Below are 15,024 nucleotides of genomic sequence, written 5' to 3'. Positions count from 1 at the left end.
GCAGGCATTTCGATTAAGCCGGATGACGCAAAAAATTACTTACGCAGACCCAGTTTAGCGATCAGATCGCGATAACGGGTAGCATCTTTGCCCTTCAGGTAGGACAGCAGGCTCTTACGACGGTTAACCATCATAATCAGACCACGACGCGAGTGGTGATCCTTGCTGTGTGCCTTGAAGTGGCCGTTCAATTCGTTGATGCGTGCGGTCAGCAGCGCAACTTGAACTTCTGGGGAGCCGGTGTCTTTTTGACCACGGGCGTTGTCCGCGATAATGGCGGCTTTGTTGATGTTTTCTACGGTCATGATATTTACCTTTAACATGCGGTGCGCGGAGTCGTAACCCTGCACATCGTGAACTTCAAAAAAAACTGATCCGAAGACCAGACCCGGAAGTATAGCGGAAAAACTCCCACATGTATCCTGTGTTGGCTACAATTGTTCTATCTTTCCGGTCCTATAGAGGGGTGTGCGATGAAAAAAATGATATTTGCGGCAATCTTGCCTGCCATGTTGAGCGCTTGCGCCAGCCTCAACTCCCCTCCGCTGGCGGCCGGCGAACCGGTCGACGCCGTCAAGGCCAAGTTGGGCCAGCCCACCGGCACCTATGCCAACGGCCCGGACATCATGCTCGAATACGCAGGCGGCCCGTTCGGGCAGTACACCCATATGGCGCGCATCGGCCCGGACGGCAAGCTGATTTCCTTCGAGCAGGTGCTCAGCAGCGAGAAGTTCGCCACCGTCAAACCGCGCAAGGATAGCAAGCAAACCATCCTCAGCACCTTCGGCAAACCGGCCCAGCAGGTGCATTACGCCAGCGTCGACGGCGATGTGTGGGTTTATCGCTACAAGGAACAAAACGTGTGGGATTCCGTGATGCATGTGGAATTCGACCGCAACGGCATCGTCCAGGCCATGGTCAACGGCCCGGATCCGGAACGGGAATCGCGTCGCCGCTAAAATGTAGCAAAGATACAAAGGAATCACTTCGTATCGTGCAGGATCTCCGCATTTTGTAGCCAAACTACTTTTTCAAGTAGATAATACGCCAACAAAAACGGAGATCCCCATGCATGCAAATGTGAAACTAGCCGAAACCGGCGCCGCCGCCGCGCCGGCGCAAAAGCCGAAGCTGTCGTTCTGGGCCATCTGGAACATGAGCTTTGGTTTTCTCGGCATCCAGGCCGGCTTCGCCCTCCAGCAAAGCAACGTCCCTCGCATCTTCCAGACCATGGGCGCCGAGCTCGACAAGATCGGCTTTCTGATGACCGCCGCGCCGCTGGCCGGCCTGCTGGTGCAACCCATCATCGGCTACCTGAGCGACCGCACCTGGGGCCGCTGGGGCCGCCGCCGCCCCTACTTCTTCATCGGCGCCGTGCTGGCCACGCTGGCCATGCTGGGCTTGCCCAACGCCACCGTGCTGTGGACCGCCGCCGCCATGCTGCTGGTGCTCGACGTCGCGATCAATATTTCGATGGAGCCGTTCCGCGCCTTCGTCGGCGACCTGCTGCCGAAAGAACAGCTCACTACCGGCTATGCGGTGCAAACCTTCTTCATCGGCGTGGGTGCGGTGGGCGCCTCGGCGCTGCCGTGGGTGCTGACGCACTGGTTCAACGTCGCCAACACCGCCGCCGCCGGCAAGACGCCGGACTCGGTGGTCTATGCCTTCTACATCGGCGGCGCGATCTACCTGGCGGCCGTGTTGTGGACGGTGCTGCGCACGCGCGAATATTCGCCTGAACAGCTGAGCCAGTTCCATCCCGAAGCGGAACCGGAGGCGCACGCGGCGACCGGCCTGCGCGGCTTCATCAACGACTACCTCAACATGCCCAAGATCATGGTGCAGTTGTCGCTGGTGCAGTTCTTCACCTGGTTCACCTGGTTCTCGATGTGGACCTACGGCACGGCCACGCTGACGCAGCACATCTACCACGCCACCGACACCAGCTCCGCGCTGTACAACGAAGGCGCCAACTGGTGGGGCGTGTGCGGCGCCGTCTACAACGCGGCCTCTATCGCCTTCGCCTTCGTGCTGCCGCTGGTCGCCGCGCGCACCAGCCGCAAGACTGCGCATGCGCTGGCGCTGGTCGTGGGCGGGCTCAGCTTCATCTCGATCTACTTCATCACATCGCCGATGATGTTGCTGCTGTCGTTTGCCGGCGTCGGCCTGGCGTGGGCCAGCACCTTGTCGATGCCATACGCCATCCTCGCGGGGAAGATTCCGGCGAAGAAAATGGGCATGTACATGGGCATGTTCAACATGTCGATCGTGATCCCGCAGGTGGTGTCCGGCGTCTGTCTGGGCTACTTCCTGACGCACGTTTTCAACGGCAGCGCCGTGATGATGCTGGTACTCGGCGGCATCTCGATGTTCATCGCGGCCGCGCTGTCCCTGCGTATTGACGAGGACGAGTAGGATCAGTCCCACGCCATATTTGGCAGTGCGCCGACGCCGGTCGTAGTGGCCGGTTGCTAAGATTCCGAAATTCAATCGCCAACTGATCGGAGTCTTCCATGTCCTTACGCACGCCCCCGGCACGCCATGCCATTTACGCCGCCGCACTGCTCGCTCTCAGCACCGCTGCCACCATGGCCTGGGCCGATCCATCGCCGGCGCTGGACCGCGCCAGCATATCGGTCGGCGCCTACTACGCCGACCCGCGCATCAACTACGAAGCCGACACCAACTACGGCCACATCGACAGCGGCAGCTACAAGGCCGATCACGTGACGCTGCCGCGCGTGAGGGCGCAACTGCTGCTGGGCGATACGCAGGGCCTGGACTTCGACTACTACAACTACAGCAAGCGCTACAACCCTACCCTGACCGGCGCCACCAACCGCAACGGCATACCGCTGACCGGCAACGGCAAGCTGGACGCCAAGCTGAAACTGGACCTGGCCAACCTGGCCTACAAATGGTGGCTGGGCAGCGGCAATGATGTATTCGGCATCGGCGTCGGCGCCGCCTACTACCGCGCGCGCATCGACGGCACCGCCAGCGGCGTGTTGAACGGCGTCGCCGGCGATGCCGCGTATGCGGAAAATGAGAACGCCTACGCGCCCTTGCTGGAGCTGGGCTGGCGCCATGCCTTCTCACAAAACATGCGCATGTATGTGGACGCCAGCGGCATCAAGAAAAACGGCGGCAGCATCCAGGGCCATATCTATGGCGGCGCCATCGGCGTGGAATGGTATCCCACGCCCGCCGTCGGACTGGTGGCGGAATACAGCGCGACCAAGATCAGCCTGACCCGCGAGCGCAATGCCACCGACGTCAATGTCCGCTTGAACGGCCCGGCCGCCTACGTCAAGTTCCGCTTCTGAGCCACGCGGCCAGTTCGGCCTTGCCGCTGGCCGAAACTTCCAGCGCGCGCGTGTCGCCGCTGCGGCGCAGCCAGCCGCGCCCGACGAAGTTATCGAGCAGCGCGACGGCCAACGGTCCGGCGAAATGGTCGCGCCGCTCGGACCAGTCGACGCAGCCATACAACTGGCGCTGGGCCGGCGCGCCTTCCGCCAGCTGGATGCCCAGCTGGCGCAGTTGCGCCTGCCCCAAGGGAGTGAGCGGATAGTCGTGGCCGTCGCCCTCTCCTACTTGCACCCAGCCGTTGTCGACGAAGCAGCGGCACAGATCCACGCCCAGCACGCCGGCCAGATGGCCGTAGCAGCTGCGCGCATGGCGCAGGCCGCGCATGGCCGGCGCCTGCCAGCGCGTGCTCTCGGGCAGCGCGCCGTCGGCCACGCGCAGCAGCGCTTCCAGTGCGTGGGCGACGTTGCCGTCGGCCAGCATGTAGTAGCGGTGGCGGCCTTGCGCGCGCACGCTCGCCAGACGCTCTTCCACCAGCAATTTCAAGTGCTGCGACGCGGTCGGCGCGGAAACGCCGGCATGCTGCGCCAGATCGGTGGCGGTGTAGAAGCGGCCATCGAGCAGGCGTGACAGCATCAGCGCGCGGGTCGGGTCGCCGATCGCGGCGGCGACGCGGGCGAAGCGCGGTTGCGGCGTGCTCATCGCGCGGCCACCGGGGGGTGATATGGCGGCGCTTCGTCGCGCTCCATCAGGCCGTAGTCGCGAATGACGCTGGCCACGCGCAAGCGATAGTTGTCGAACACGCCGGCGCGGCCTGCGCTTTGCGCCTCGCGGTGCTGCTCCTGTTCGCGCCAGGCGCGCACCGCCTGCTCGTCGCGCCAGAAGGACAACGACAGCAGCTTGCCGGGGGACTTCAGGCTTTCGAAGCGTTCGATGGAAATGAAGCCGTCCATCTTCTCCAGCAGCGGCGCCAGCTGGGCCGCGCGGTCGAGGTATTCGGCATAGCCTTCGGTGCTGGGGATGACTTCGAATATCACGGCGATCATGTGGCGCTCCTGAGCAAAAAGGCGTTGACGGCATTGTAAAGCAGCCCGCGTGACGACTCCAGATGCATCAGGTGCGTAGCGCGTGGGAAGGTCTCGCAGCGCTTGATGCCAGCGCCCAGGTCGGCGAGCAGATTGACGGCGTCGGCCTCGGTACACACGCTGTCCCATGCGCCGCGCACCAGCAGCGTCGGCGCAGTGACGCGCGGGGCATCGTACAGCGCCTCGCCGGACCACAAGGCGCGCACATCGGCCTGCGGTCCCGCGGGTGTCAGCACGGCGGGCGGTGTGCGGCCGGCGGCGTCGGGATCGGTCGCCAGGAAGGCGGCGCTCCAGTGCTGGAAGTGCGCTTCATCCAGCAGCTGCGGATGGCCGCGCGGGACGTCTTCAACGAAACGGCGGTACTGCGCCCATGCCGTCAGTGGGAAGTGTGACGCGGCACCGGCGGCGGCCGGCACATAGCCGCTCGCCGAGGTGGCGGCGCCGCGCATCACGATGGGCGCGAACAGCGCCAGCGCGGCCAACGCCTGCGGGTGCGCGCCCGCATAGCGCAATGCCACCGAACCGCCCCATGAATGCGCCAGCAGCATGACAGGCCGGCCGCCGTTGCGCTCGCGAACGGCGCAGACCACGCGGTGCAGCTGCTCCTGCACGCTGCGCAAGTCGCCAACGGGAATGCTGTCGTGTTGCGCGTATCGCTCGGACGCGCCATAGCCGGCAAAGTCGAAGCCCCACACATTGAAGCCGGCGGCGTTCAGCGCATCGGCCCAGCTGCGGTCGTCGAAGGAATAGAAAACGGAGAGATCGGCGCCGAACGTCGAGCCGTGCACGTAGATTACATCGCCCAGATCCTCGGCGGCGCGGCGTACTTGCAGCGCCAGCATGGGCGTTTCCATCAGTTTGATCATTGCAACCTCCTGTCATCGAATCGACAAGATAGCTGTTTGAATCGGCCCATGCTTCGGCGTGGAACGAAGCATGCGGGCGATGACTGAATGCCGGCTACCGGCTTGTTACCGTGAATCCGTTTTCCAGCTGCTTGTTACTTTCACCTCGCCTGTGAAGGTATCAAGGACCCAAACGATACCAGGCGGAGTCGATGCACGGAATTGATACCGTCCACACTGAGCGTGATAGACCAGAGCCGCACCGATCATCGCTGCTGCCGCAAGGATGCAATATCCCGTAAATCTGTCGCTATTCAATTAGTACTCCTTTGAGAGTCTTCCATCAGAAATCAAATTCCACCAGCGTGTCATCCGGCCAGCTTTGGTCGTGCAGCGGCGGCGCGTAGCGGGTGGGGTCCGTCACGCTCAGACGCTCTGCCGGCAATTTTTCGCGGCGGGCGCCTGATACCAGCGTGGCGCCTGCGATCGGGGTCGCGGTGGTGAAGAAAACACGGCTTCTGGACGAGTGGCAAACCCCGCCCAACGGAACAATGTAGGCCAGCTTGATAAACGAGGCGTCAAACTTATCGACCGCCCAGCGCACTTCGCACTCCAGGCGCAGATCGCCCAGCCGGCGCGTCCCTGCGGGAAGACCGGCCGTGTGAATGTCCGGGCGCCAGCGGAACAAACCCTTCTTGCTGTTGAGCCGCAAGTCGGCATCGTCCTTGGCGGCCGACTCGTCGCGCGGCACCGAGAAGGTGTAGTCGGCCGCGATCGGGAGCTCGATATTGGTGCTGTCGCCCACGATGCGCAGCTTTACATCGGCCAGAGTCAGGTTGGGCTGCTGTGGACGCAAGATGAATTTCAGCTCGGCCTTTGGCGCCAGCGCGTGGTATTGATCGAACGCGTTTAAACCGTCCAGCATTTTCCGGTACGGCTTCCAGTCGGGATCTTTGGTGCCCGCCACCGCCACTTGCTGGACGGGTTCGGCCGGGGCAGGCGCGGAGAATGGCGCTATCGCTTGCATAACAGCATGCGGACTCAGTGCCCTTGCCTCAAGCGAGCGCATGAATCGGGTGACGTCGTCTTTTCGCGTCTCGTCGTTCAGCAAGGCCTGATTGTCGGCCATGGACCGCAACAGCTGCGTGGTGAGCCGGTCGAGTTCGGGGCGTACGGTTTTGGCGAGATCGGGAGCGTCATCAAACTTGCCGGCCTGCTGCGCGCGCCATTGGGCGAACAATTCCCGCTGCACGGTTTTCGATGCTTCGATCTGCGCACGAAACACCGTCTCGACCCACGTACTGGAAAGGCCAAGTCCATTGCCCTCCTTCACCGCTGTCTGGATGACTTGCGCTTCGCGTCCCGAGTCTTCAATCGGTGCCTGCACATTCCACTTGGCGCGCGCCACGGCTGGCGCCAGCAGCAGGCGCTGATCGATCGCCAGCCGCAAGGGTTCCAATCCCGCAAGCCCGATGTCGGCCTGGGCGCTGGCCGCCATGCAGGCTAGCAGCAGCCCAAGCAAGGCGACAAGCCTCATGCAACAGGTATAGGGCGTACGCACCTGCATCAGGGCTGCGGATTGACGCGCTCGATCTTCGAGTGCAGCTTGTTCAGCGCCGACAGATAAGCCTTGGCCGAAGCGACGATGATGTCCGGATCGGCGCCGACACCGTTGACGATGCGGCCTTCCTTCGACAAGCGCATCGTCACCTCGCCCTGCGACTGGGTGCCGGTGCTGATCGCGTTGACCGAGAACAGCACCAGCTCGGCGCCGCTGCCAACTTCGGATTCGATGGCGTTGACGGTGGCGTCGACCGGGCCATCGCCCTTGCCTTCGGAGGCATGCTCCTCGCCGTCGATCGAGAACACCACTTTCGCGCTCGGCGTCTGGCCGGTGTTCGACTGCTGCGACAGCGACAGGAAGCGGTAGTACTCGCTCTCATGCGATTGCTCTTCGTCCGACACCAGCGCCAGGATGTCCTCGTCGAAGATCTCGGACTTGCGGTCGGCCAGCTCCTTGAAGCGGACGAAGGCGGCGTTGACCTCCGCTTCCGAATCGAGGTCGATGCCCAGTTCCTGCAGGCGCTGCTTGAAGGCGTTGCGGCCCGACAGCTTGCCCAGCACGATCTTGGTGGCGGCCCAGCCCACGTCTTCGGCGCGCATGATCTCGTAGGTCTCGCGCGATTTCAGCATGCCGTCCTGGTGGATGCCGGAGGCGTGCGCGAACGCGTTGGCGCCCACCACCGCCTTGTTGGGTTGCACGGCGAAGCCGGTAATCTGCGACACCATCTTGGAGGCGGCGACGATCTGCGTGGTGTCGATGCCGACCTCCAGGTTGTAGTAAGCCTTGCGGGTGCGCAGCGCCATCACCACTTCTTCCAGCGCGGTGTTGCCGGCGCGTTCGCCCAGGCCGTTGATGGTGCATTCGATCTGGCGCGCGCCGCCTATCATCACGCCGGCCAGCGAGTTGGCCACGGCCAGCCCCAGGTCGTTATGGCAGTGCACCGACCACACCGCCTTGTCGGAATTGGGGATGCGCTCGCGCAGGCGGCGGATGGTTTCGCCGAAGATCTCCGGCACCGCATAGCCCACCGTATCCGGGAAGTTGATGGTGGTCGCGCCCTCTTCGATCACGCCTTCCAGCACGCGGCACAGGAAGTCCTCGTCCGAGCGGCTGCCGTCTTCCGGGCTGAATTCGATGTCGTCGGTGAACTGGCGGGCGTAGCGCACCGCATTGCGCGCTTGCAGCAGCACCTGGTCGGGCAGCATGCGCAGCTTCATCTCCATGTGCAGCTTGGAGGTGGCGATGAAGGTGTGGATGCGTTTGCGTTCTGCCGGCGCCAGCGCTTCGGCGGCGCGCGCGATGTCGCGGTCGTTGGCGCGCGACAGCGAGCAGATGGTCGATTCGCGCACCACCGAGGCGATCGCCTTGATGGACTCGAAATCCCCTTGCGAGGCGGCCGCGAAACCGGCCTCGATGACGTCGACGCGCAAGCGCTCCAGCTGCTTGGCGATGCGGACTTTTTCGTCCTTGGTCATCGACGCGCCAGGCGATTGCTCGCCGTCGCGCAAGGTGGTGTCAAAGATGATGAGGCGGTTGGATGAGTTGCTCATGATAGCTCCGTGGCTGATGCTTCGTTGCTTGAATTCTCAGGGCCTGCCGCCCTCTTGTTTAGCGGCGCTCGCTGGGGTCGTCGGTGTGTTCGTCGGTCTGGATCAGGCTGACCTTCTTGCCCTTGGCCAGCCGCCACGCCGACACCACGTAACCCGACAGGCCGTAGGCGATGAAGATCGGGAACAGCACTTTGGGCGGATCGATCGACACCAGCGCGAACACCAGCGCGATCAGGAACACCGCGATGAACGGCACCGACTTGCGGAAGTTCACGTCCTTGAAACTGTAGAACGGCACATTGGTCACCATGGTCAGGCCGGCGAACACGGCGATGCTCCACGAGACCCAGCTCAGTTGCAGGCCCGGCACTTCCTGGTCCACCATCAGCAGGATGAAGCCGGCCACCAGCGCGGCGGCCGACGGCGACGGCAGGCCCTGGAAGAAGCGCTTGTCGACTACTTCGATATTGGTGTTGAAGCGGGCCAGGCGCAGCGCGGCGCCGGCGCAGTAGACGAAGGCGGCGATCCAGCCCAGCTTGCCCAAGCCGCGCAGCGACCATTCGTAGATCACCAGCGCCGGCGCGGCGCCGAAGGACACCATGTCCGACAGCGAGTCGTACTGGGCGCCGAATTCGCTCTGGGTGTTGGTCAGGCGGGCGACGCGGCCGTCCAGGCCGTCGAGCACCATGGCGATGAAGATGGCCCAGGCGGAGTGTTCGAATTTCTGGTTCATCGCCATGACGATGGCGTAGAAGCCGCAGAACAGCGCGGCGGTGGTGAAGGCGTTCGGCAGCAGATAGATCCCGCGATGGCGCGGCCGGTCGAGGTCCTCGCCCCTGGCGCGGCGCGCAAAGCGGCTAAAGCGCGACATCTGCGGCGTTTTGCCTTGGGCTGCGCCATTCTTGGCTCGGCGACGGGGGAATTTGGCCATGGGGTTCCGTTTCTGATTAGCTGGTCATGTTGCTTCGTCATTATAGAGGAGCCGACCATAAAAAAGGGGATGGCGCGCCATCCCCCATTCTGCCCATGTTTGCTTACTTGAAGCGCACTTTGCCCACCAGGCGCATTTGCAGCGTGGTTTCGCCCGCTTCAAAGCTCGGCTCGACCACCGCCTCGGACGTGGCGTAGGCCGCCGCCGGCGCCGCCATCACGCGCGAACCGGTGATGCTGACGCGGTCGACGAAATTGCCCGAGCCTTCGAAATCGACCGTGTCCAGCACGGCGTCGCTGAGCTTGCGGCCCATCGCGTGCGCGATCGAGTTGATGCGCTCGTTCAGGTTGGTGTAGGTGGCGGCGATGCGCTGGTCGTCGAGCTTGCGGGTGGTTTCCGGTGTCAGGCCGAACTGCAGATTACTCAGCGCCATGATGCGCTGCGCGGCGGCGACGGTCTTCGGCAGGCCCGCCAGGTTGGTGGTGGTCACCAGCAGGGACTGGCCCACGCGCCAGGCGGTCGGCACGCGCGGCTTGCGCGGCTGGCCAGGCACCGGGGCCGGTTCTTCCGGATAGACCGGGTAGGTGTAGTAGCCCTGGGTTTTCAGGCTGGCCTGCGGATCTTCCTGCTTGACGATCTCCAGGCCCTGCTTCATTTTCTGGTTGACGCGGGACGCCGCGGCGGCCTTGTCCTTGTCGACTTCCTCGACGGTCAGCGTGACGATGGCCTGGTCGTTGACGTGGCGGACTTCGCCGAAAGCCGGCACCACGATCAGGGCGCCGTTGGTTGGCAGGGATTCCAGCGGCGCGGCCTGCGCGGACAGCGCGAAGGCGGCGATCACGGCGGCGGCCAGGTGTTTCAATGCAGTCATTACGATCTCCGGGATTAATAGAAAGGCAATCGTAACTGTACATCAACATGCGCCGCCGCGCAGCGGGCATTACTTGAAGCGAACTTTGCCCACCAGGTTCATTTGCAGCGTGGTTTCGCCCGGCTCGAAGCTCGGTTCAGCCACGTCGGCGGCGTCCGACATCTTGGCCGAGCGCATCATCATCGGCGCCGGTGCGCCGCCCATGCGTTCCTGGGCGTAGTTGCCCGAGCCTTCGAAGTCGACCGTGTCGAGCACGGCGTCGCCGACCTTGCGGCCCATCGCGCTGGCGATCGAGTTGATGCGCTCGTTCAGGTTTTTATAGGTAGCGGCGATGCGCTGGTCGTCCAGCTGGCGCGTGGTTTCCGGCGTCAGGCCGAATTGCAGGCCGTTCAGGGTCAGGATCTTCTGGGCGGCGGCCACGGTTTTCGGCAGCTTCTCCAGGTTGGTGGTGGTCACTTGCAGATACTGGCCCACGCGCCAGGCGGTCGGCACGCGCGGCTTGGACGGCTGGCCATTGATCGTTGGACGTTCCTCGGGATAGACCGGATAGGTGTAGTAGCCCTGGGTTTTCAGGCTGGCGCTGGGGTCTTCTTTCTTGACGATGTCCAGGCCCTGCTTCATTTTCAGGTTGACGCGCGAAGCGGCGGCGGCCTTGTCCTTGTCCTGCTCTTCGATCGCCAGCGTGGCGACGGCTTGATCATTGGCGTGCTTGACTTCGCCGAAGGCCGGCACCACGACCAGCGTGCCGGAGGTCGGCAGCGATTCAAGCGGGGCGGCGTGCGCGGCGAGCGCAAAGGAGGCGGCAGCGGCTGCGGCGATTGTTTTCATGACGGTCATTGCGGGCTCCAAAGTTAAAATTACAACAAGGCGAACTTTACCTGAAATTACCTACAAGATATGTAAGACATAGTGAGTGTTTGTAACAATCGTCAGCGGTCCAGCATGTCCAGCACCCGGTGATGCAGCGCCTCCGCCAGTTGCCGGTGCTGTGGTTCGTCAAGATGGACGCCATCGGTTTCGCTAGGCTGAATGAACTCCGCCGCATCCAGGAACCCGCAGCCGCGCTCTTCGGCGATGCGCGCGTAGCAGCGCGTGAAGTGGGTCGACTTTTCCTCCGCGCCGTGGAATTTTTCCACCATGGTTCCAGCCACCCTGACGATTCGCGGCGGCGCGACCAGCAGCACCTGGGGCGCCACCAGCATCGGCTCCGCGCGGCATCCCTGGACCATGTCGACCAGCACGCCGGCGCCGAGCGAGGATTCATAGGCGCCCACGCCATAGACGGATTGCAGATCGTTCGTTCCGAGGAAGATGATGACCAGGTCGATCGGCGCGTGCGAGTGCAAGATGGGCAGCAGCAGGTCCTTGCCGTTTCGGCCGGGGCGGAAGGGATCGTTCCAGACGGTGGTCCGCCCGTTCAGGCATTCTTCGATCACGCGGACGTCATTGCCCAGCAGTTGCTGAAGGATGCCAGTCCACCGCTTGTCATGCGGGTGGCGTTGCCTGCTCCCTGGAATAATCCCCCAGGACATCGAGTCCCCGTAACACAGCACATGTTTTGCGGCCATCGCGTATCAACCTTTCCAGAGAAAGCAAACGTCCGCCAGCATATCATTCGCCGGATGTTCGCAACAAAGTCCCTTGTGCTAAAGTTCCGCCGGACTCCTCTTTTGAAAGCTGACATGTCGTATCCGTATTTGAGTGATGTGATCAAGGCCTGGACCGGCTATGAGCTGCCGCTGCCGCTGGCGACCTTCGGACTGTTCGTGGCCTTGGGCGCGCTGGCGGCGGGCGCGCTGCTGCGGGCCGAGCTCAAGCGCCTGTACCAGGCAGGCCGGATCGGACCGGCGCGCGTGCGCGGCCGCGAGGCACCGCCGCAGGACGTGGTCAGCGACCTGACGATGGTGGTGCTGGTGGCCGGCATATTCGGTGCTCGCCTGTTTCACATCCTGGAGCACACCGACCAGTTTGCCGCCGATCCGATGAGCATGATCTTCACGCGCTCGGGCTTGAGCATTTTCGGCGGGCTGATCGTGGGCACGCTGGCCGGCATGGTGTGCGTGCGGCGCTGGCGCTTGCCGGTGCGTCCGCTGCTGGACGCGGCGGCGCCGGCGATGATGATCGGCTATGCCATCGGCCGCATCGGCTGCCAAGTGTCGGGCGACGGCGACTGGGGCATCGCGGCCAATATGGCGCTCAAGCCGGACTGGCTGCCGACCTGGCTGTGGGCGCAAACCTACGACAACAACATCTACGGCGAGCTGATCGCCCTGCCCGGCGTGTATCCGACGCCGATCTATGAAACCGCGATGGCGCTGCTGTGCTTCGCGCTGCTGTGGGCGCTGCGCAAGCATGCGTTCCGCATCGGCTGGCTGTTCTCGGTGTATCTGATGCTGGCCGGCGTCGAGCGCCTGCTGATCGAGCAGATCCGGGTCAATCCCTTGTTCAATGTCGCCGGCCTGCATGCCACGCAGGCGGAAATAATCGCCGTTACACTGATCGTACTGGGCGCGATCGGCACATTGATCCTGAGTCTGCGCCCATCGGCGCGCGCCATTTCCAGAAGCTGAGGCTGGGTCGAAAAATTATTTATATCATCTATATCGTATAAACAGAATTATCGCGCATAGCCCGCTTCGCGCTGACTACGGATGCCGAGTACGTACACGGTATCGATCTTGTCGACGAAACGGTATAGCGCGACATATCCTCAGCCTTTGCGGCCAATGACGAGTTCGCGTTTGCCTCCGGCCGTTGGCCTGCCGATCAGTGGGTTGTGCGCCAGAACTTCGATTGCCTGGACAATTTCATTAATACGCGCGGAAGCGTCGGCGGAGGCAGACTGCGCGAGATGCTCGATGATGCGGTCGAAATCCTCGGCAACCTCAGGTGCCAGTTCGACGCGCGTCATTTTCAGCCCCGGCGTTTTTTTGCGACCGGACGTTGCGCCGACAGCCCCGCGACGCGCTCTTCAAGATACCCGCGCATGTCAGCCCAGGGAATGGACTTTCCGGTTTCAAGCAGCCTGGCAAAGCGCGCGTCGGCCTCGACGTCGAAGCCCGCACGCTGCTCCTCCAACTCCGCCTTTTCAGCGATGGCTTCGAGGATAAAGCTGTGGGTCGTCTTACCTGCACGTTCGGCAGCATTGGCAACGCGCGCTTTCAACTCTTCCGGCAATCGTATCGTCGTGGTAGACATGGCAGCTCCTTTTCACACTTTAATGTAGCACACTTGTGCTACATCCGCACGCGATCCATCAAGCGTAGTGCCGGCAGAATTTGAATAGAAAAAGCCGGCAATCAATGCCGGCTTTTTCGTGACGAAGATAAAGCTTAGTTCTTCGACTGGTCGACCATCTTGTTCTTGGCGATCCAAGGCATCATGGCGCGCAGTTTGGCGCCGACTTCTTCGATCGGATGCTCGGCCGTCAGGCGACGACGCGAGATCAGGGTCGGAGCGCCTGCCTTGTTTTCCAGGATGAAGGACTTGGCGTACTCGCCGGTCTGGATGTCTTTCAGGCACTGACGCATCGCGTCTTTGGTGGCCGAGGTCACAACCTTAGGACCGGTCACGTACTCGCCGTATTCGGCATTGTTCGAGATCGAGTAGTTCATGTTGGCGATGCCGCCTTCATAGATCAGGTCGACGATCAGCTTCAGTTCGTGCAGGCATTCGAAGTAAGCCATTTCCGGAGCGTAGCCCGCTTCGGTCAGGGTTTCGAAGCCGGCCTTGATCAGCTCGACCGCGCCACCGCACAGAACAGCCTGTTCGCCGAACAGGTCGGTTTCGGTCTCTTCGCGGAAGTTGGTTTCGATGATGCCGGCACGGCCGCCGCCGTTGGCCGATGCGTACGACAGGGCGATGTCACGGGCGATGCCGGACTTGTCCTGGTACACGGCGATCAGGTGCGGCACGCCGCCACCCTGGGTGTAGGTGGCGCGCACGGTGTGGCCTGGGGCCTTAGGTGCGACCATGATCACGTCCAGGTCGGCGCGTGGCACGACTTGGCCGTAGTGCACGTTGAAGCCGTGGGCGAAGGCCAGTACCGCGCCTTGCTTGGCGTGCGGAGCGATGTTTTCGTTGTAGACCTGGGCGATGTTCTCGTCCGGCAGCAGGATCATGATGACGTCGGCGGCCTTGACCGCATCGTTCACTTCCGCCACTTTCAGGCCGGCTTTCTCAACCTTGTTCCACGAAGCACCACCCTTGCGCAGGCCGACGGTCACGTTGACGCCGGAATCGCTCAGGTTCTGCGCGTGGGCGTGGCCCTGCGAACCGTAGCCGATGATGGCAACGTTTTTGCCCTTGATCAGGGAGATGTCAGCGTCTTTGTCGTAGAAAACTTTCATGGTATTTCCTTAGTAGTATTTTTGAATTTGTTTAAACTTTGAGGATGCGTTCGCCGCGTCCGATGCCGGAACCGCCGGTACGTACCGTCTCCAGGATGGAGGCGCGGTCGATCGAATCGATGAACGCGTCGAGCTTGGTCTTGGCGCCGGTCAGTTCAATCGTGTAGGTCTTCTCGGTGACGTCGATGATGCGGCCACGGAAGATATCCGCAGTGCGCTTCATCTCTTCACGCTCCTTGCCGACCGCGCGCACTTTAATGAGCATCAGCTCGCGTTCGATGTGCTGGCCTTCGGTCAGATCGACCACCTTCACCACTTCAATTAAACGGTTGAGGTGCTTGGTGATCTGTTCGATGATGTCGTCCGAACCGGTGGTGACGATGGTCATCCGCGACAGCGTCGCGTCTTCGGTCGGCGCCACGGTCAGCGTTTCAATGTTGTAGCCACGGGCAGAGAACAGGCCCACCACGCGCGACAGCGCGCCGGCTTCGTTTTCCAGCAAGACAGAGATAATGTGTCGCAT

The 15,024-nt window shown here is 62.6% G+C and carries 18 protein-coding genes; 4 read left to right on the top strand and 14 right to left on the bottom strand.

What is annotated here, in order from left to right; genetic code table 11:
* Positions 1-35: 35 nt before the first annotated feature.
* On the bottom strand, positions 36-305 hold the full coding sequence (gene rpsO / locus RUGAMON1_RS00670) for a 30S ribosomal protein S15 (RefSeq protein WP_008450438.1): 270 nt from the start codon (positions 303-305) through the stop codon (positions 36-38).
* Between the two features lie 168 nt (positions 306-473).
* Between rpsO and RUGAMON1_RS00665 the strand changes: the two genes are divergently transcribed.
* The 3 genes from RUGAMON1_RS00665 to RUGAMON1_RS00655 all read left to right on the top strand — a co-directional run bounded on the left by RUGAMON1_RS00665 (position 474) and on the right by RUGAMON1_RS00655 (position 3,326).
* On the top strand, positions 474-959 hold the full coding sequence (locus tag RUGAMON1_RS00665) for a hypothetical protein (protein WP_445228689.1): 486 nt from the start codon (positions 474-476) through the stop codon (positions 957-959).
* 121 nt (positions 960-1,080) lie between these two features.
* On the top strand, positions 1,081-2,415 hold the full coding sequence (locus tag RUGAMON1_RS00660) for an MFS transporter (RefSeq protein ID WP_445228688.1): 1,335 nt from the start codon (positions 1,081-1,083) through the stop codon (positions 2,413-2,415).
* 98 nt (positions 2,416-2,513) lie between these two features.
* Positions 2,514-3,326 carry a hypothetical protein gene (locus RUGAMON1_RS00655; protein WP_445228687.1) on the top strand — a complete coding sequence of 271 codons (813 nt, stop codon included), beginning with the start codon at positions 2,514-2,516 and terminating at the stop codon, positions 3,324-3,326.
* Here the strand turns inward: RUGAMON1_RS00655 and RUGAMON1_RS00650 are convergent.
* From RUGAMON1_RS00650 to RUGAMON1_RS00610, 9 genes are all read right to left on the bottom strand, one after another.
* Positions 3,310-4,008 carry an ArsR/SmtB family transcription factor gene (locus RUGAMON1_RS00650; protein WP_445228686.1) on the bottom strand — a complete coding sequence of 233 codons (699 nt, stop codon included), beginning with the start codon at positions 4,006-4,008 and terminating at the stop codon, positions 3,310-3,312. The genes RUGAMON1_RS00655 and RUGAMON1_RS00650 overlap by 17 nt on opposite strands.
* The gene (locus RUGAMON1_RS00645; protein ID WP_116988002.1) at positions 4,005-4,352 is read right to left on the bottom strand and encodes an antibiotic biosynthesis monooxygenase family protein; all 348 of its coding nucleotides are present in this window, start codon (positions 4,350-4,352) and stop codon (positions 4,005-4,007) included. The genes RUGAMON1_RS00650 and RUGAMON1_RS00645 overlap by 4 nt, the downstream gene beginning before the upstream one ends.
* Positions 4,349-5,257, bottom strand: a complete 909-nt coding sequence (locus tag RUGAMON1_RS00640; RefSeq protein ID WP_445228685.1) for an alpha/beta fold hydrolase — start codon at positions 5,255-5,257, stop codon at positions 4,349-4,351. Before RUGAMON1_RS00640 ends, RUGAMON1_RS00645 begins: the two co-directional genes overlap by 4 nt.
* 322 nt (positions 5,258-5,579) lie before the next feature.
* Positions 5,580-6,734: a gamma subclass chorismate mutase AroQ gene (gene aroQ, locus RUGAMON1_RS00635; RefSeq protein ID WP_445228684.1), complete on the bottom strand. Its 1,155-nt coding sequence runs from the start codon at positions 6,732-6,734 to the stop codon at positions 5,580-5,582.
* A 68-nt stretch (positions 6,735-6,802) separates the two neighbouring features.
* The gene (locus tag RUGAMON1_RS00630; RefSeq protein ID WP_445228683.1) at positions 6,803-8,350 is read right to left on the bottom strand and encodes a 2-isopropylmalate synthase; all 1,548 of its coding nucleotides are present in this window, start codon (positions 8,348-8,350) and stop codon (positions 6,803-6,805) included.
* A 58-nt stretch (positions 8,351-8,408) separates the two neighbouring features.
* The gene (gene pssA, locus RUGAMON1_RS00625; protein ID WP_116987999.1) at positions 8,409-9,281 is read right to left on the bottom strand and encodes a CDP-diacylglycerol--serine O-phosphatidyltransferase; all 873 of its coding nucleotides are present in this window, start codon (positions 9,279-9,281) and stop codon (positions 8,409-8,411) included.
* A gap of 103 nt (positions 9,282-9,384) precedes the next feature.
* Positions 9,385-10,152: an SIMPL domain-containing protein gene (locus RUGAMON1_RS00620; protein ID WP_445228682.1), complete on the bottom strand. Its 768-nt coding sequence runs from the start codon at positions 10,150-10,152 to the stop codon at positions 9,385-9,387.
* 69 nt (positions 10,153-10,221) lie between these two features.
* Entirely contained in the window at positions 10,222-10,989 is a 768-nt protein-coding gene (locus RUGAMON1_RS00615; protein WP_445228681.1) for an SIMPL domain-containing protein, read from the bottom strand.
* Positions 10,990-11,081: 92 nt separating this feature from the next.
* The gene (locus RUGAMON1_RS00610) at positions 11,082-11,720 is read right to left on the bottom strand and encodes an SGNH/GDSL hydrolase family protein (protein WP_445228680.1); all 639 of its coding nucleotides are present in this window, start codon (positions 11,718-11,720) and stop codon (positions 11,082-11,084) included.
* A gap of 114 nt (positions 11,721-11,834) precedes the next feature.
* Between RUGAMON1_RS00610 and RUGAMON1_RS00605 the strand changes: the two genes are divergently transcribed.
* A complete protein-coding gene (locus RUGAMON1_RS00605) occupies positions 11,835-12,722 on the top strand; it encodes a prolipoprotein diacylglyceryl transferase (protein WP_445228679.1) in 888 nt (295 codons plus the stop codon).
* A gap of 140 nt (positions 12,723-12,862) precedes the next feature.
* On the opposite strand, the gene RUGAMON1_RS00600 is transcribed toward RUGAMON1_RS00605, so the two are convergent.
* From RUGAMON1_RS00600 to ilvN, 4 genes are all read right to left on the bottom strand, one after another.
* On the bottom strand, positions 12,863-13,063 hold the full coding sequence (locus RUGAMON1_RS00600) for a type II toxin-antitoxin system RelE/ParE family toxin (RefSeq protein WP_445228678.1): 201 nt from the start codon (positions 13,061-13,063) through the stop codon (positions 12,863-12,865).
* 2 nt (positions 13,064-13,065) lie between these two features.
* Positions 13,066-13,350, bottom strand: a complete 285-nt coding sequence (locus RUGAMON1_RS00595; protein WP_445228677.1) for a ribbon-helix-helix protein, CopG family — start codon at positions 13,348-13,350, stop codon at positions 13,066-13,068.
* A 134-nt stretch (positions 13,351-13,484) separates the two neighbouring features.
* Positions 13,485-14,501, bottom strand: a complete 1,017-nt coding sequence (gene ilvC / locus RUGAMON1_RS00590) for a ketol-acid reductoisomerase (RefSeq protein ID WP_020702076.1) — start codon at positions 14,499-14,501, stop codon at positions 13,485-13,487.
* 31 nt (positions 14,502-14,532) lie between these two features.
* Positions 14,533-15,024: an acetolactate synthase small subunit gene (gene ilvN, locus RUGAMON1_RS00585; protein WP_026334297.1), complete on the bottom strand. Its 492-nt coding sequence runs from the start codon at positions 15,022-15,024 to the stop codon at positions 14,533-14,535.

It is taken from the genome of Duganella rhizosphaerae (assembly GCF_040364205.1).
Classification (GTDB): domain Bacteria; phylum Pseudomonadota; class Gammaproteobacteria; order Burkholderiales; family Burkholderiaceae_D; genus Rugamonas; species Rugamonas rhizosphaerae.
Note: the sequence above shows the minus strand (reverse complement) of the source record. Positions and strands in the feature narration are given on the sequence as shown.

Coding starts and splice junctions, on each gene's coding strand:
- rpsO (WP_008450438.1), bottom strand. CDS start 305: ATGACCGTAGAAAACATCAACAAAGCCGCCATTATCGCGGACAACGCC.
- RUGAMON1_RS00665 (WP_445228689.1), top strand. CDS start 474: ATGAAAAAAATGATATTTGCGGCAATCTTGCCTGCCATGTTGAGCGCT.
- RUGAMON1_RS00655 (WP_445228687.1), top strand. CDS start 2,514: ATGTCCTTACGCACGCCCCCGGCACGCCATGCCATTTACGCCGCCGCA.
- RUGAMON1_RS00650 (WP_445228686.1), bottom strand. CDS start 4,008: ATGAGCACGCCGCAACCGCGCTTCGCCCGCGTCGCCGCCGCGATCGGC.
- RUGAMON1_RS00645 (WP_116988002.1), bottom strand. CDS start 4,352: ATGATCGCCGTGATATTCGAAGTCATCCCCAGCACCGAAGGCTATGCC.
- RUGAMON1_RS00640 (WP_445228685.1), bottom strand. CDS start 5,257: ATGATCAAACTGATGGAAACGCCCATGCTGGCGCTGCAAGTACGCCGC.
- aroQ (WP_445228684.1), bottom strand. CDS start 6,734: ATGGCGGCCAGCGCCCAGGCCGACATCGGGCTTGCGGGATTGGAACCC.
- RUGAMON1_RS00630 (WP_445228683.1), bottom strand. CDS start 8,350: ATGAGCAACTCATCCAACCGCCTCATCATCTTTGACACCACCTTGCGC.
- pssA (WP_116987999.1), bottom strand. CDS start 9,281: ATGGCCAAATTCCCCCGTCGCCGAGCCAAGAATGGCGCAGCCCAAGGC.
- RUGAMON1_RS00620 (WP_445228682.1), bottom strand. CDS start 10,152: ATGACTGCATTGAAACACCTGGCCGCCGCCGTGATCGCCGCCTTCGCG.
- RUGAMON1_RS00615 (WP_445228681.1), bottom strand. CDS start 10,989: ATGACCGTCATGAAAACAATCGCCGCAGCCGCTGCCGCCTCCTTTGCG.
- RUGAMON1_RS00610 (WP_445228680.1), bottom strand. CDS start 11,720: ATGGCCGCAAAACATGTGCTGTGTTACGGGGACTCGATGTCCTGGGGG.
- RUGAMON1_RS00605 (WP_445228679.1), top strand. CDS start 11,835: ATGTCGTATCCGTATTTGAGTGATGTGATCAAGGCCTGGACCGGCTAT.
- RUGAMON1_RS00600 (WP_445228678.1), bottom strand. CDS start 13,063: ATGACGCGCGTCGAACTGGCACCTGAGGTTGCCGAGGATTTCGACCGC.
- RUGAMON1_RS00595 (WP_445228677.1), bottom strand. CDS start 13,350: ATGTCTACCACGACGATACGATTGCCGGAAGAGTTGAAAGCGCGCGTT.
- ilvC (WP_020702076.1), bottom strand. CDS start 14,501: ATGAAAGTTTTCTACGACAAAGACGCTGACATCTCCCTGATCAAGGGC.
- ilvN (WP_026334297.1), bottom strand. CDS start 15,024: ATGCGACACATTATCTCTGTCTTGCTGGAAAACGAAGCCGGCGCGCTG.